11 protein-coding genes are annotated in these 15403 nt (G+C 49.0%); 4 read left to right on the forward strand and 7 right to left on the reverse strand.

Annotation, left to right across the window (positions count from 1 at the left end):
- Window positions 1-351 precede the first annotated feature (351 nt).
- A complete protein-coding gene (locus ACEW9O_RS14945; protein ID WP_373550975.1) occupies window positions 352-957 on the forward strand; it encodes a DUF3365 domain-containing protein in 606 nt (201 codons plus the stop codon).
- Between the two features lie 118 nt (window positions 958-1075).
- On the opposite strand, the gene pstB is transcribed toward ACEW9O_RS14945, so the two are convergent.
- Genes pstB through ACEW9O_RS14965 form a run of 4 tightly spaced genes read right to left on the reverse strand, consistent with a single transcriptional unit; the run spans window position 1076 to window position 4473 of the window.
- Window positions 1076-1831, reverse strand: a complete 756-nt coding sequence (pstB, locus tag ACEW9O_RS14950; protein WP_373550976.1) for a phosphate ABC transporter ATP-binding protein PstB — start codon at window positions 1829-1831, stop codon at window positions 1076-1078.
- Window positions 1828-2688, reverse strand: a complete 861-nt coding sequence (gene pstA, locus ACEW9O_RS14955) for a phosphate ABC transporter permease PstA (RefSeq protein ID WP_373550977.1) — start codon at window positions 2686-2688, stop codon at window positions 1828-1830. The genes pstB and pstA overlap by 4 nt, the downstream gene beginning before the upstream one ends.
- 2 nt (window positions 2689-2690) lie before the next feature.
- On the reverse strand, window positions 2691-3572 hold the full coding sequence (gene pstC / locus ACEW9O_RS14960; RefSeq protein WP_373550978.1) for a phosphate ABC transporter permease subunit PstC: 882 nt from the start codon (window positions 3570-3572) through the stop codon (window positions 2691-2693).
- Window positions 3550-4473, reverse strand: a complete 924-nt coding sequence (locus tag ACEW9O_RS14965) for a PstS family phosphate ABC transporter substrate-binding protein (protein ID WP_373550979.1) — start codon at window positions 4471-4473, stop codon at window positions 3550-3552. Before ACEW9O_RS14965 ends, pstC begins: the two co-directional genes overlap by 23 nt.
- Window positions 4474-4870: 397 nt before the next feature.
- Between ACEW9O_RS14965 and ACEW9O_RS14970 the strand changes: the two genes are divergently transcribed.
- From ACEW9O_RS14970 to ACEW9O_RS14980, 3 genes are all read left to right on the forward strand, one after another.
- Window positions 4871-8026 carry a SusC/RagA family TonB-linked outer membrane protein gene (locus ACEW9O_RS14970; RefSeq protein ID WP_373550980.1) on the forward strand — a complete coding sequence of 1052 codons (3156 nt, stop codon included), beginning with the start codon at window positions 4871-4873 and terminating at the stop codon, window positions 8024-8026.
- Between the two features lie 11 nt (window positions 8027-8037).
- The gene (locus ACEW9O_RS14975; protein WP_373550981.1) at window positions 8038-9522 is read left to right on the forward strand and encodes a SusD/RagB family nutrient-binding outer membrane lipoprotein; all 1485 of its coding nucleotides are present in this window, start codon (window positions 8038-8040) and stop codon (window positions 9520-9522) included.
- 64 nt (window positions 9523-9586) lie between these two features.
- The gene (locus ACEW9O_RS14980; protein WP_373550982.1) at window positions 9587-12007 is read left to right on the forward strand and encodes a bifunctional YncE family protein/alkaline phosphatase family protein; all 2421 of its coding nucleotides are present in this window, start codon (window positions 9587-9589) and stop codon (window positions 12005-12007) included.
- 66 nt (window positions 12008-12073) lie between these two features.
- Here the strand turns inward: ACEW9O_RS14980 and ACEW9O_RS14985 are convergent, their stop codons facing one another.
- From ACEW9O_RS14985 to ACEW9O_RS14995, 3 genes are read right to left on the reverse strand one after another with little or no spacing between them, the layout of a single operon-like run.
- Window positions 12074-13384, reverse strand: coding sequence for a DUF5690 family protein (locus ACEW9O_RS14985; RefSeq protein ID WP_373550983.1), 1311 nt, complete (start codon window positions 13382-13384; stop codon window positions 12074-12076).
- A 6-nt stretch (window positions 13385-13390) separates the two neighbouring features.
- Window positions 13391-14119 (reverse strand): HAD family hydrolase, encoded by a 729-nt coding sequence (locus ACEW9O_RS14990; protein ID WP_373550984.1) that lies wholly within the window; start codon window positions 14117-14119, stop codon window positions 13391-13393.
- A gap of 23 nt (window positions 14120-14142) precedes the next feature.
- The gene (locus ACEW9O_RS14995) at window positions 14143-15237 is read right to left on the reverse strand and encodes a zinc-binding dehydrogenase (RefSeq protein ID WP_373550985.1); all 1095 of its coding nucleotides are present in this window, start codon (window positions 15235-15237) and stop codon (window positions 14143-14145) included.
- Between the last annotated feature and the right edge of the window lie 166 nt (window positions 15238-15403).

Raw genomic sequence — 15403 nt, forward strand, 5'->3', positions numbered from 1 at the left:
ATGGGTGTGGGTGTGAAGTGTGATGGTGTGGGTGTGATGGCCTTTCATTCCCGCAAGTGCCCCGCCAACCCACAAGAAAGGGTGTGAGTTAGTGTGTGAAAGTTTGGGTGTGTTGGCTTTCCATTCCCGCAATATGCTTCGCCAACCCACGGATTTATCCGTGGGAGGCCACCAAGAAAGGGTGTGAGTTAGTGTGTGAAAGTGTGGGTGTGTTGGCCTTCCATTCCCGCAATATGCTTCGCCAACCCACGGATTTATCCGTGGGAAAAAATCCGTGGGATACCCATGTGATCCACATCACCAAAAACCAACCCCAAAAGCACAAGCTTTGGGATCATAAATCAATCCCTCATGGCCGTATCTCGTACATTCAAATTTTGGATCTTCGCAGGCAGTACCTTCCTCCTCCTGCTCAGCGCTTGCACAACGACCCAAAAATCCGTTGAGCTCAGTGAAAAAGAGCAAAAGGACTATCTGCAAAAGGGGCAAATGCTAGCACAACAATCCTTTGCAGCCTTGAGCGGTCGACTGATGAGCGCCATTGAAACGGGGGGTGTTCCGCATGCGATTCAATATTGCCACACTGCGGCCCTTCCATTGGTAGACAGCCTTTCCAAAGTCTACAAGGCTAGCATCCGTCGGACCAGCCTCAAAGTACGCAGCCCGCAGGATACGCCATTGGATTGGGAAAAAGCCATCTTGCAAAGTTATCAGCAGGAACTAGCTACAGGAAAACGCCCAACTCCGCTGGTAAAAGCCCTGGACAAAAAACGCATCGCCTTCGCTGCACCTATATACATGGCGCAACCCTGCCTGAAATGCCATGGCAAATTGGGAGAGACCCTCAACGAACAGCACTACGCTGCTGTGAAAAAACTTTACCCAGCCGATCAGGCGATCGGCTATGTGGATGGGGAATGGAGAGGGATGTGGAGTATTACTTTTTTTAGGAAGTAAAGGGCCTTATCACAGCGGCGTAGCGGCAGTGATAAGGCTGGTGGGAAGGAAGGGGTAGTTCATTAACACAAGTTAGCGAGTGGAGAAACTTGTGATAGAATAAATTAGGGGAAAACTTTCACCCAAAATTCCCACTCAAATAATTCGCCGTCAATTCCATTTGCGGCGCGTTAAACAACTGCCTCGTTGGCGCGAACTCGATTACTTCTCCAAAGTACATAAACGCAGTCAAATCCGCCACCCGTTGCGCCTGTTGCATGTTGTGGGTCACAATCACAATGGTGTACTGCTTTTTCAATTCCAGCATCAGTTCCTCAATCCTGGCCGTACTGATCGGGTCCAGCGCGGAGCAAGGCTCATCCATGAGCAGCACTTCGGGCTCGACAGCAACGGCGCGGGCAATACACAAGCGTTGTTGCTGCCCACCAGAGAGGGAGAGCGCCGATTTGTCCAAATCATCCTTTACTTCTTCCCAAAGGTAGCTACTCCGCAAGGTGCGTTCTACGATGGCGTGTAATTTTTGCTTATTGTTTTCGCCAGCTAGTTTCGGGCCATAAGCAATGTTGTCAAAAATGGATTTGGGGAAGGGGTTCGGCTTTTGAAAGACCATCCCGATCTTGCGCCGCACGGCCACCACGTCTTTGCCCGGAGCATAAATGTCATCGTCATCCAGCAAGATTTGACCTTTGACTTTAGCTTCTGGATTCAGGTCGTGCATGCGGTTCATGGCGCGCAACAGGGTAGACTTGCCGCAACCCGAAGGGCCAATCAGGGCCACAATGTTGTTTTCTGGTACATCCAAATCAATCCCTTTCAATACCTCTTTGGTGCCATAGTGCAGGTGCAGGTCGCGTACGGCCAATTTGGTTTTCATATCCTCGCTTTATTAAAATTTCGGTAGCGGTACCGAATGATGAAGGCAATGATGTTCAAAACAAAAACCAAACTCAGCAAGACCAGTGCTGTACCATAGGCCAATGGCCGTACTTCCTCAATGGCATGGTGCTGAGTGGACAAAATGTACAAGTGATAGGGCATCGCCATAAAAGAATCGTGCACACTGCTAGGCAGGTAGCGCAAATAAAATGCCACCCCCGTGAACAAGATCGGAGCCGTTTCCCCCGCTGCTCGAGATAAACCCAGGATCGAACCCGTTACAATACCCGAAACAGCACTTGGCAACACATTGCTCCAGATTGCTTCCCATTTGGTCGCACCTAAGGCCAGTGCCCCCTCGCGGTAAGCGTGTGGCACGTTTTTGAGCGCTTCTTCAGTAGTGGTAATGATGTAGGGTAAGGTCAAGAGGCCGAGGGTAAGCCCCGAAGACAAAACTGAAGAACCCAATCCCATGCCCTGCACAAACACGGCCACCCCAAATAGCCCATAAATGATGGAGGGAACGCCCGCCAGGTTGCGGATGGAAGCCCGAATCAGCCGATTGATCCCGTTGTCATTGGCATATTCGCTCAGATAGATGGCTGTGGCAATCCCCATTGGAATGGCGAAAATGGTGGTGACCAGGGTAACAAAAATGGTACCCATAATGGTGGGGAAAATCCCTCCCAAGGTCATCCCCTTCCGTGGATAATCAAAAAGAAAACCTGAGTTAATTACTCCACTACCTTTGGAAAACACCTCCCAGAGGATGATGCCCAAAAACAGCAGAACCAACAAAACAAAAAAACGGAGGGTGTTCAGCCCCAAGCGCTGTTGCAGTGGATTTTGTCTCATGATTATAACTTGTAGCGGTAACGCCCGGCAAGGTTTTCGGCCAGTAGGTTGACCACCAGACTGATCAAAAACAGTAGAGCACCAACCGCAAACAAACTGTAATAGTGGGTAGTGCCGTAGGGCACCTCGCCCAACTCGATGGCAATGGTGGCCGTCATGGTCCGCACCGGGTCAAAAAACCCTCGGGGCATGGCCAGGGCATTGCCAGTAGCCATGAGTACAGTCATGGTTTCACCAATTGCGCGGCCCATGCCCAAAATGATGGCCGCAATAATGCCAGAATAGGACGCAGGCAATACTACTTTTATTAAGGTTGTCCATTGGTTGGCGCCAAGGGAATACGAGGCTTCTTTAAAACTATTCGGGACCGAACGAATGGCGTCTTCCGCAACGGTGATGATGGTGGGCAAAGACATGACAGCCAGTAATATGGCGCCATTGAGCGCAGTCAGTCCATTGCTCAATCCAAATACCCTGGCGATAAACGGGCCAACCATCACAATGCCAATAAAACCAACCACCACGGATGGGATGGCCGCCAAAAGTTCGATCACTGGTTTGAGGATGAGTCGCGTTTTTTCGGTGGCGACTTGAGCGAGGTAGGTTGCTGCGCCCACCCCGAGCGGAACGGCCAGGAGCATTGCCCCCACGGTGACCAGAAAGGTACTTGCCAGCATGGCCAAGATGCCGTAACTGGGCTCCCCATAAGCCGAGGGGTTCCAATTGCTGGTGAAAAAAAACTCTGCCAAACTGATGTGGGCAAATGCCTTGACTCCATTGAAGAGCAACATCCCAAATATGCCGAGCAAAACCAGTACCGAAGTGGCCGCAGCCCCCAAAAAAAGCCATTTGATGGCCCGATCAACGAAGTGTCGCTTTTGCATAGGCAAGGTTCAGCGCCTGTTTATTTTGTTGCCAATAAATTTCACTTACCGGGAAGTACCCATTTTGTTTGACCAGTGCCTGCCCTTCGGGGCTTAGGCAAAACTGTAGGTAGCGTTGCAGTTGGCCAGTAGGTTTACCGTTGGTGTATTGAAACAAGGGTCGAACGATGGGATAAAAGCCACTGTCGATATTTTTTAGCTCGGTTGGCAAATAGGCGGTGCTTCTGGAATTTCGGCTGATGGCCAATACTTTGACGCCCTTGCTCTGGGCCCCATTTTTGTCCAAAATGTAGCCAACACCCACGTAGCCAATGCCATGAATATCGTTTTTGATGGCTTCTACGATTTGGGCCGTACCATTCATTTGTTTGACCTGGTTGCTGTACTCTGCGCGCACAATGCTGTCCCGGAAATAGACAAAAGTGCCCGAGTTGCTTTGGCGGCCATACAGCGAAATGCCTTCATCTGTACCCCCTAGTTCTTTCCAGTTTTGAATGTCCCCCCGGTAAATCGCGCCCAATTGTTGTAAGGATAAATTTTGAACCGAGCATTGCGGATGCACCACAATCGCGATGGCGTCCATGCCCAATACCGTTGCAATAGGGTATACCTGCTGTTCACGGGCCAGGGCCATTTCTTCCTCCTTCATCGGGCGAGAGGCATTGGCAATGCTGGTTTTTCCATTGATCAAGGCTGCAATACCAGCCCCTGAGCCGCCACCCGTGACGGCAATGGAGATGTTGGGGTCTGTGGCCATGTAAGTTTCTGCCAGGGTAAGCGCCAGGTTTACTTCGGTATCGGAACCCTTGATCATCAGGTTTTCGACGTGGCGGTGATTCGAGTTGCAGGAAAAGGCAAAAATAGCCCCACCGATCAGGATAGTATGAATGTATTTAGACATAGTGTTGATTCACATTTGCCGTAAGTTAGGGGCAGCGTGTCAACTCCAGGTTAAGGAAGGGTTATCTTACGGTAAATTGATGAAAGTCATCGAGTTGGGTGATGAAAGTTTCCACTGGATGGTCGGCAAGGTCATTGGGGAGATGATCTGTTTCTGTGAAAATACTTCAGGGCCAAATCGTGGGAAAATTTACTCCTATTCAAACACATTAAAAAAATATAAAGCCGAGATTGTTTGAGTTTACAACTGGTGTAGTGATTTAATCCAAAGATCAGATTTGCTTAATATTCAAAACGTTTTCACGTACTACTTTCACAGGACGAAAGACCGTAGGCGCGGCCACGCCTACGATCAGGTGTTATCAATCAAAATGCTCAATTAACAACCTTACGAAGGTGTGAAACGAAGTCTACAAAAGGTAGTCCTATCGATAGGACTTGTCATGTGTTTGACGGTTAGCCTCCTCGCTCAATTGGGGGTAATCGCCGGAAAAGTATCTTCAGACAATGGAGAACCACTGCCTGGCGTCAACATTCTGGTAAAGGGAACCACCACAGGTACCATTACAGATGTGGATGGGAAATTCCAATTGGAGCAAGCGCCCAATAATCCTGTGCTCATCTTTTCAGCCATTGGTTTTGTCACCAAGGAATTCAGTGTGAGCGGTCAGTTCTTCATTGAACTGAAAATGGAAGAAGACACGAAACTGCTCAGCGAAGTTGTAGTTGCGGCTTTGGGGATCAAACGTGAAGAAAAATCCCTGGGTTATGCTGCTCAAACCATCAATGCCAGTGCGGTATTGGATGCCAAAACCAACAACTGGGTGAGTTCCTTGAGTGGAAAAGTTGCGGGGTTGAATATTCAAGGGGTAGGCGCAGGGCCATTGGGTTCGGCACGGATTACCCTCCGTGGAGAGTCGTCCTTGAACCTCGACAACAATCAAGCCCTGATCGTTATTGATGGGATACCCGTCAGCAGTCGCATCTCTGGTACTGGTTTTAATTCCCATTTGGCAACAGATAGCCCGGTGGATTACGGTTCCACACTATCGGATTTGAACCCGGATGACATCGACAAAGTTACCATCCTCAAAGGCCCTGGTGCAACTGCGCTGTATGGCAGCCGGGCAGCCGGTGGTGCCATCATCATCACCACCAAGTCTGGGGTGAGAAAAGACAAGGGCATCGGCATTACGTTCAACAGCAACTTTAGTGTAGAAAAAGTCAACCGCTGGCCTGACTATCAATTTGAATACGGCGAGGGACGTACCAATGCCTATTATTCTTACCTCGATAGCCCGGATGGCATCAATACCAGTACAACGGTTGCAGCAGGTCGTGCCTGGGGACCAAAATTCAATGGGCAACAGTATTTTCAATACAATCCCAATGACCCAATCGGCAAACCTACCGAACGTACTCCCTGGGTAGCTTATGACGATCACATTTCTGGTTTTTTTCAATTGGGAAAAAATTATTCTAATAGCCTTTCCTTTGAAGGCGGGAATGAAAATGGCTCCGCTCGATTGTCTTTGACCCAGCTCAAAAACGAGTGGATCATTCCCAACACTGGTTTTGAGCGACTGAATGCCGCCTTGTCGGTCAATCAAAAAATTTCACCACGCCTGAAAATTTCTGGCAAAGCCAACTATACCAACAAGAAGAGTGACAACCTTCCGTTAGCTGGGTACAACAACCAGACTTTGATGTACTTTTTGATCATTGGTACTACGCCCAACGTTCGCCCAGAATGGTTCAAACCCTACTGGCAAGATGGATTCGAAGGAGTCCGCCAAAGAAGTCCTTTCAACCCCGGCCCGGATAACCCTTACCTGGGCATGTACGAAATGCTGAACAAACTGAATAAAAATGGGATGATTGGTAACGTAACCGCCAATTATGAGTTTTCACCAAAACTCGAATTGCAAATTCGTACCGGCTTAGACATGTCCTTTGAGTTTCATTCACAGCAACGTCCATTCAGCATGACGCGTTACCCTCGCGGGATGTACCGCGAGCAAAACATTTTTAGTCTGGAATCCAACTCCGACGTTTTGTTGACGTACAAAGACACTTACGCGTCTTTGTTCAACGTAACCGCCTCGATCGGAGGCAACGCGATGCGCCAGACCTATGATTTTGCTGGATTGTATGCCGATCAGCTGGCTCAGCCGGGTATTTATCAGATTTCAAACAGTTTGGACCCTGCAGTGGCTGATCCGCTCAAGACCAAAAAAGCCATCAACAGTTTGTATGGTACCGCCCAGTTCTCTTACGCTGAAAAAATTTTTATTGACGTAACTGGCCGCAATGACTGGTCGAGTACTTTACCTTTTGAAAACAATGCGTTCTTCTACCCTTCAGTCAGTACCAGCCTTTTGCTGAGCGAAATTTTCCGCTTGCCTAAGGCAGTGACCTTTGCCAAACTGCGGGCATCCTGGGCGCAGGTGGGCAACGATACGCGCCCCTACCAAACTGCCCGTTATTACGATCGGATTTACGGCAACAGTTTCACCAACCCAAGCCAATTGTTCAACGCTGATTTGAAACCAGAGATCACCTCCAGTTATGAGTTTGGTTTAGATCTACGTTTGTTCCGCAACCGCATTGGTTTGGATGTTGCTTATTACAACAACGAGAGCCGCAACCAAATCCTGTCGATTCCGCTTGATCCCGTGTCTGGTTTTTCGAATGCCCTGATCAATGCAGGTTTGATCAATAGTGTGGGTGCTGAGGTCAAACTCACCTTGAAACCCATCGCAAATCCTGGGTTCAGTTGGACCTCTACTTTGCTGTGGGCAAGCAACCGCAGTTATGTTCGTGAATTGGCCCCCGGGATTTCCAACCAAATCATTTACGCCCACAATAGCAACGTTAGCATCGAAGCACGGGTAGGTGGTCGGATGGGTGATCTGTATGGCCGCGGTTTTCAGCGCTCGCCTGATGGGCAAATTGTTTATTCCAGCAATGGCCTGCCAGCTCCTCTCGATCCAGTGGCCAAACTTTGGGGCAATGCTTTTGCCGATTGGAAAGGCAGCATCATGAATGAATTTACGATCAAAAATGTACGCTTCAGCATCTTGCTGGATGGCCAAATGGGTGGCGAAATGTACTCTCAGACCAACCACAAAAACAACACACTCGGCAAAACCAGGGTAACCCTGCCTGGCCGAGATGGTGGTTTGGTCGGTGATGGCGTGGTCAAACAAGCTGATGGGACTTATGTGCCAAATGCTACCAAAATTGCGGCCAGTGCTTATTACGACAACTACTACCAGATCAGCAATGCCGAGACCAATATTTTTGATGCCTCATTTTTGAAAATCCGCGAAGTACGCCTCGAATTCAGCCTGCCCAAAAGCTGGTTGGAAGGCATCGGTATTCAAAAAACATCCATAGCCGTGTATGGGCGTGACCTGTTCAACTTCACCCAGTTCCCTGGCTTCGACCCCGAGAGTGGAAACCTCAATGGCAGCACCTTGACACCAGGGGTAGAATTGACCCAGTTTCCATCTACCCGCACCATGGGCGTCAACCTAACCTTTAAATTCTAAAATCGACAATCATGAAATTTTTCAGCAAAATATCATTCATTTTTCTGGCGCTGTGCATCGCCTTCAGTGCCTGTACCGAGGGGTTTGAAGACTTGAATCTCGACCCCAATCGCCCTAAAGACGTCACCCCTGGCGTGTTGCTGGGGCAAATGCAATACCGCTTTGTCAATGCCAGTATGCAGGCTTCGCGCAACTTCACCCATGAACTGATGCAGGTGGATGCACCACGGGCAAGTACCAGCGGCCAGGGACTTCATCGCTACGTAGTGAATCCTGGAGCCGGGGTGTGGACTTCATTTTATACCCTGATGCGCGATGTGGAAGACATCATCTCCATCTCGGATCGTTTGAAAGAAAACAACTACAAGGCCATTGCGCTGGTCTACAAAAGCTGGGGCTACTCTATTTTGACCGATTTGTACGGGGATATACCTTATTCTCAAGCCGTTAAGGCGGAAGATGGCATTTTTGAAGCAAGTTTCGATGCTCAAAAAGACATTTATCTACAAATTTTGAAAGACCTTGAAACGGCCAATGGCTTATACGACGACAGCAAAATTCTGACTTACGGAGGAGATCAGGTGTACAATACGAACGTTCTGACAGGCGGCAAAAATGTGGGCATTCAGCGTTGGCAAAAATTTGCCAACTCACTGCGCTTGCGCCTTTTGCTACGCATTTCCAAACGGGACGGCGAAGTCGGTGCCAGTGAGCAGATAAAGGCTATTTTAGCCGATCCTGCCAAAAATCCAGTATTTGTGGCCAACGCCGATGAAGCCATTTTCCGTTACCCCGGTACTTTTCCCTATTTTAACCCCTATTACAATGCCCGTACCCTGGACTGGCGGGATGGCACCTATTTCACCGAATTTTTCCTCAATAAACTCAATGCCGACAAAGACCCACGCCGCGCGGTGTGGGCAACAACGGTTGCGGTGAATGGGGTGCAAGTTTACCAGGGCATCAAGAGTGGTTACCCCACCACCACCGAATACGTGGTTGGGCGCAATTCCAGCTATCAGGATGTGCTCAGGACTTTACCCCAACTGGGTGTGATGATGACGTACGCTGAACTTGAATTCATCAAGGCTGAACTTGCCCTGAAGGGATTTAATACCGGCAAAACGGCCAAAGTTCATTATAACACCGCCATTGGGGCTTCGATGGTGCAATGGGGCACCACAATGCCTGCCGATTTTTTGACTCAGCCTGGAGTGCTGTACGACGAGGCACTAAGCGTAGACAAACAGTTGGAACAGATCATGTTGCAAAAATACATTGCCTACTTATTTGTGGACTATCAGGCCTGGTTTGAAAAACGGCGGACTGGTTACCCTATTCTGCCTCGCGGTACAGGTATTCCTGCTGAGAATAAATTTCCCTCTCGGGTACCTTATCCCACCTACTTGCAGTCCCAAAATGCTGCGAACCTCAATGCTGCGGTAGCCAAAATGGGTGGCGACAATAGCAATACGAAGGTTTGGTGGGAGCAATAGACTTTATTTTTTTCATAACGCCGGCAAATCATCCTTTTTTGCCGGCGTTACAATTTTAATGATCATGAAAAACCTGTTCGTCTTCGTATTGCTGTTAAGTGTTGGTGGTCTATTCGCCCAAAACACCATTTCGAGTGTCACCTTACCCAATGGTTGGTCGCTTAGTCCCGCTGGGCGTTCGTTGGAAGTAGGCGATTTGCCTTTGAATATTGCAGTGTCGGCCAATCAGCAACGCATCGCCATTACCAACAATGGCCAGAGTAAGCAGAGCTTGCAACTCATTGACCCAATTGGGGAAAAAGTCCTGGCCAACATTGAAATTCCCAAGTCATTTTATGGGCTAAAATTCAGCAAGGATGGCAAGCACCTTTACGCCTCTGGAGGCAACGACAACTGCATCCGCAAATACGCCATCGAAAACGATCAATTGGTGCAAAAGGATAGCCTGGTACTGGGCAAAGCCTGGCCAGAGAAAATCTCCCCCGTGGGCATCGACATAGATGACCAGCGTGGATTGCTTTATGTGGTGACCAAGGAGAACAACTCCTTGTACATCCTTGATTTGAAGACAAAAGCTACCGTTCAACAGCTCAATCTGGGGCATGAAGGGTACACCTGTGTCCTCTCTCCAGATGCAAAAATGCTCTACATCTCGCTTTGGGGCGGCAAAAAAGTAGCTTATTTCGATACCTACAACCGGAAAATCGTTGCTGAAGTGCCCGTGTCTTACAATCCCAACGAGCTGATTTTGAACAAAAAAGGCACTTTGATCTATGTCGCCAATGCAGGCGACAACAGCGTTTCGGTGCTTGACGTTGCCCGACGCAAGGTGATCGAAGTTCTCGACGCCGCTTTGTATCCCAATTCACCTGTGGGGTCTACGACCAATGGTGTAGCCTTGTCCAAAAACGAAAAGACGCTCTACATCGCCAATGCTGACAACAATTGCTTGGCCGTATTTGATGTAAGCCACCCTGGTCGTAGTGAATCCAAGGGCTTCATTCCGGTAGGCTGGTATCCGACGAGTGTACGGGTAGTCGGTAAAAAGATTTATGTGGCCAACGGCAAAGGTTTCAGTTCTTTTGCCAATCCACTTGGCCCCCAGCCCGTTCAACGCAATGTTCGCTCCGAATCGCACCAAGGAGAACTTCCTCAACCCAACAACCGACTGCAATACATCGGCGCCCTGATGAAAGGGACACTGAGCATCATCGACCTGCCTGATGCGGCCACAATGAGTGGCTATTCGGCCCAGGTCTACAAAAATACGCCCTACAAAAAGGAAAAAGAATTGCAAACCGATGGCGAAGCAGGGAATCCCATCCCGATGAAGGTAGGTGCAGCCTCGCCGATTAAGTACGTATTTTATGTGCTGAAAGAAAACCGCACCTACGATCAGGTTTTGGGCGATATGCCTGGCGGCAATGGGGACACCAGCCTCTGTCTATTTGGTGAAAAATACACGCCCAATCAACACAAGTTGGCACGGGAGTTTGTATTGCTGGATAACTTTTACGTTGATGCCGAGGTCAGTGCGGATGGCCACAACTGGTCGATGGGTGCCCTGGCCAATGATTACCTCGAAAAAACCTGGCCCACCGGTTATGGCCGCCGGGGAGGTGTGACGGAAGGCATGGGTCGTCGCCAAATCGCCAACAACAAAGATGGGTTCATTTGGGATTTCTGCAAACGTGCTGGGGTAAGTTTCCGCACCTATGGCGTTTTTGCCGATGATAAAAAAGGCAATCTCCCTGTGTTGGACGACGACCATGTATGTGCTCAATTCACGGGGTATTACAACCAAAAAGTGCGCGATACCACCCGATTCGCACAGTGGAGGCACGACTTCGATTCACTGTTGGCCATCAATGCCTTGCCGAGCCTGAGTACCATTCGTTTGGGGGCCGATCATACCCAGGGTTTGGCGGTAGGTCGCCCGACACCCTATGCCTGTGTGGCGGACAATGACCTGGCCGTAGGAATGTTGGTGGAGCACATCAGCAAAAGTGCCATTTGGGCTCAATCGGCCATTTTTATTCTGGAGGACGATGCCCAAAATGGCCCCGATCATGTGGACGCCCACCGCTCGATTGCTTTTGTGGCAAGCCCCTACACCAGGCGCAATTACGTAGATCACAGCATGTATTCTACTTCGGGGATGCTGCGTACGATAGAGTTGATCCTGGGATTGCCGCCGATGAGCCAATACGATGCTGCGGCCATGCCCATGTTCCGCAGCTTTACACGAACGCCTAATTTGGCGCCATTCAAGTCCATTCCACTGTCCGTGAGCCTCGACGATGTGAATACCCTGGCAAGCCGCTGGGCAAAAATCTCGGAAGGCTTCAATTTCGCAGAAGTAGACCTCAATGATGACCGCCTGTTCAACGAGGTATTGTGGAAGGGGCTGAAAGGGGATCAAGCCGAATTGCCTGCGCCAAGGAGGAGTGCGTTTGTACGGATGGAAGATGGGGAGAGGGATTAGACCATAACAATAAAATGCGATGAGGGGATTGATAATCCTCATCGCATTTTATTATTAGTCAGGACACTATGCAGGGCTCGTTACACTCCGCTCCTTCCCCCAAAAATACCAAATCGACGGCGCTCCACAAACCACAGTAACTACCCCCATCACAATCGCAGTAGTAATAAAAAAATTCAACCAACTGACCTGTTGTGCCCCGAAATTTTTGTAAAACAAAATCCCCATACTGCCCAGGTACCCAAAGGCGTCGCTGATGTACATCAAATACCCAATGTTGCTTTGGTAGCGAAACAGCGCGATCCAGCGCTCAAACAACAAGGTGTGAAACCCAATGTAAGGCAAATACATCCCAAAGCCCATGACGATCATCCACAAGGCTGGATCGATGGCTTTTTGGGCAAATAAAAAAGTCATCAAGAGGACGATCACGCCACCGGATAGGATGAGAAACTGATTGGCAAAAAAGGCCACTTTGTTGTTTTGGATAAAGACCATACAACCAATGATGACCAGTACGGCTACCGCAATCGGAATTTCGGACAAAACCAAAATCTCGGGTGCATCGGCATAACCCAGCGCGGCCCAAAGCTCTACCGCAAAATTATCGCGGATATCCCGAAAAACAGTCAAGCCTACATAAATCAATACCGAGAGGATAATCCCCGGCGCAAAAGTGTGAAAAAACGCCCTGCGTTGGGCACTGGTCATCGGCACCCGACGGGTGCGCTGCTGTTCATCTTCAGCACTGGGTGGCGGGATTTGGTGCAACATCCAGATGCCCAAGAGCAACAAGGGTAGAAACAAAAGGCCCGTCAAAAACGGCATCCAAAAATCGCCCACACCATAATTGTCAATCAAAGTTTTTCCGCCCGCTTTCACAAAACCCGAAGAAACAATAAAACTTGAAGCCATCGCCGCACCCAACAACTCCGTAAATCGCCGCCCCTCCAAAAAACTAAACACTACACCCCAAATCATCCCCAGGGGCAAGCCATTAAAAAACATCCAAACAAAGTTGTATGGATAAGGAGTAATGGCGAATAGAAACAAGGTAGCCCAGGCAAAGCCCATCAGAAGGAACAATATTTTGATTCGCCGGGAAGCGCTCAACTCCGAGACTAGTTTTATGCCCAAAAACTTGGACAAGGTATACCCAATCACTTGTGCGATGATGAGCATAATTTTGTAATCCATGCCCCACAAACTCAAGCCATCGAAGGTAGCCGCCGTAAAGGGTTTGCGGAAGGCGTACATGCTGCAATAGGTAATGAACGCCGCTGCGCCACAAAACAGAACAAATACTACAGGGTTGCTACGCATCAACCACTGCTGAACGCGGTTGGGACTGGCCAATTGAGTAGGATGGAGACTCATGAGGGCTTATTTGTGGAATTCGCTTTGAATGAGGTTTGGCAACTCACGCACACTGGGCAAAATATGGGTATGTGGGTACTTTTGCAGGGTTTCCAGGCTGTTGGCCCCACTCAAAACTCCGATGTTTCCCCGGCAACCTGCGTTGTAACCCGACAATAAATCTGCCGGGGTATCCCCAATTTTGATGACCTCATGAATGCTTTGGATGCCCAAATCCATCATGGCTTTGTAGATCAAATAAGGTGAAGGCCGCCCAATGCCTCCCGTGCTCTCTACGTCCAGCGTCAAATCTACGAGGCCACGCTCTACCCATTTTAGGCCCTCCATGATCGCGGTATTGACATCTCGGTGGAAGCCCGTATCGGTCACCACCTTGATGCCTTGTTCGTGGCACCAGGCAAATACCTCTTCCGCACCCGGCATGGCTTGCACTTGCTGCTGGTAATAATTCACCATGATCACCGAGTAGCGTTCAAAAATCTCCATCGCCTGGTTCAGGTGTTCCGGGAAATGGTATTTCTCCAGGTTGTCGATTAGCACCAGATCGCCCTGGCTTTTGGCAATCATAAATTGATACAGGTGGATTTTGTTGGTACCAATGGTTTTTTCAAAGTCTTCGAGTTGCACATCGAGGCCATACTCCAATGCCGCTTCGTACAAACTTTTGGCCACTGCATTGTCGTCGCTTACTGTTGTCCCCGATAAATCGAATACAACCATGCTGATTTTACTCATTAATGTGTGTGTATTTTTATTGATTAAAATTGAATCCCTACGCGGAAGGGGTTGTTTTCCAATGCATATTGAAAAGCAGCCTCTACTTGATCCAGGGAGAAAGCACCCTGAACCAATTGTTCAAAGGGATAAACGTGATGGTGTTGAGTAATGAAATCTACCGCAGCAATGAGGTCTTGTTCGTTGTAATTGTGCAGCCCTTTGATGCTTAGTATTTTGCGGACTACTTGTTCTGCGTTGATCTGTACCTGTCGTTGTGGGTAGGTCGCACCAATCCATACCGCCGTTCCGCCTATCGAGAGCAAATCAATGCCGTTTTCCATGGCTTGTGGAGCACCACTGAAGTCGATCATGTTGTGAATTGTGAAGGAATCGCCCAGCACTGCAGTTGCGCTCGCCTTCACATCAGGCTGTTCGTCTGACATCAATAAACAGGCATCGGCCCCGAACCCTCGGGCTTTTTCCAAACGTGCAGCATTGGTATCCAGTGCTATAACCTGGGCTGCCCCTAGTGCCTTACTCATGGCGCAGGCTACTATTCCCAACATCCCTACACCACTAATCAAGACGTTTTTTTGGCTTAAATCACCAGATAAGCGCAATGCACCTGCTACGGTGGAAACAGCACAATTGATCAGGGCGGCCACGGGCAAGGGGATCTCCTCGTTCAGCTTGATGATGGGGGTGTTTTTGCGCAAAACGATGTATTCTCCTAGTCCACCGTGCAAGTGGCTATCGGCCGTGATGGTTTCGTGCCCGTACTTAAAAAGGTCGGCTGCTTTTTGGGGCATGCCTTGTTTGGAGAGCGGGTCGTCAGGTGCGCTCGCATAGATGCCCCAGGTGACCCGGTCACCAAGTAGAAGGGGTTCTCCACGCACATCGCTGGCTGGTTCGGTGCCGGGGAAAGCGGCAATACGTCCCACTATTTCGTGCCCAAGAAGGGTAGGTGTTTTTTCCTTACGTTTGCCTGAATAGGTCAACAAGTCGCTCCGGCAGAGGGTGACATATTCATTTTTGATCAGCACTTCCCTAGGCTCTAGTGTTTTGACTGCTACTTCCTGGAGCTGGAATGGTTCTTCAGGGGCATTAAAAATGGCAACTTTGGAAGAAAGGGACATGAACTTTTCTTGCGAATGTAAACTGAAATTTCTACTGGCTTGCGTTTTATCTATTTCTTGACAATAATTTAAAAATCAGGTTACAATGCCTGACGATACAAGGTTTTGAAAGTAAAACTATTTTTTTTGATAGTAAAACAGAAAATAAATCAGCAGATAGCCCCTA

Source organism: Haliscomenobacter sp., assembly GCF_041740695.1.
Classification (GTDB): domain Bacteria; phylum Bacteroidota; class Bacteroidia; order Chitinophagales; family Saprospiraceae; genus Haliscomenobacter.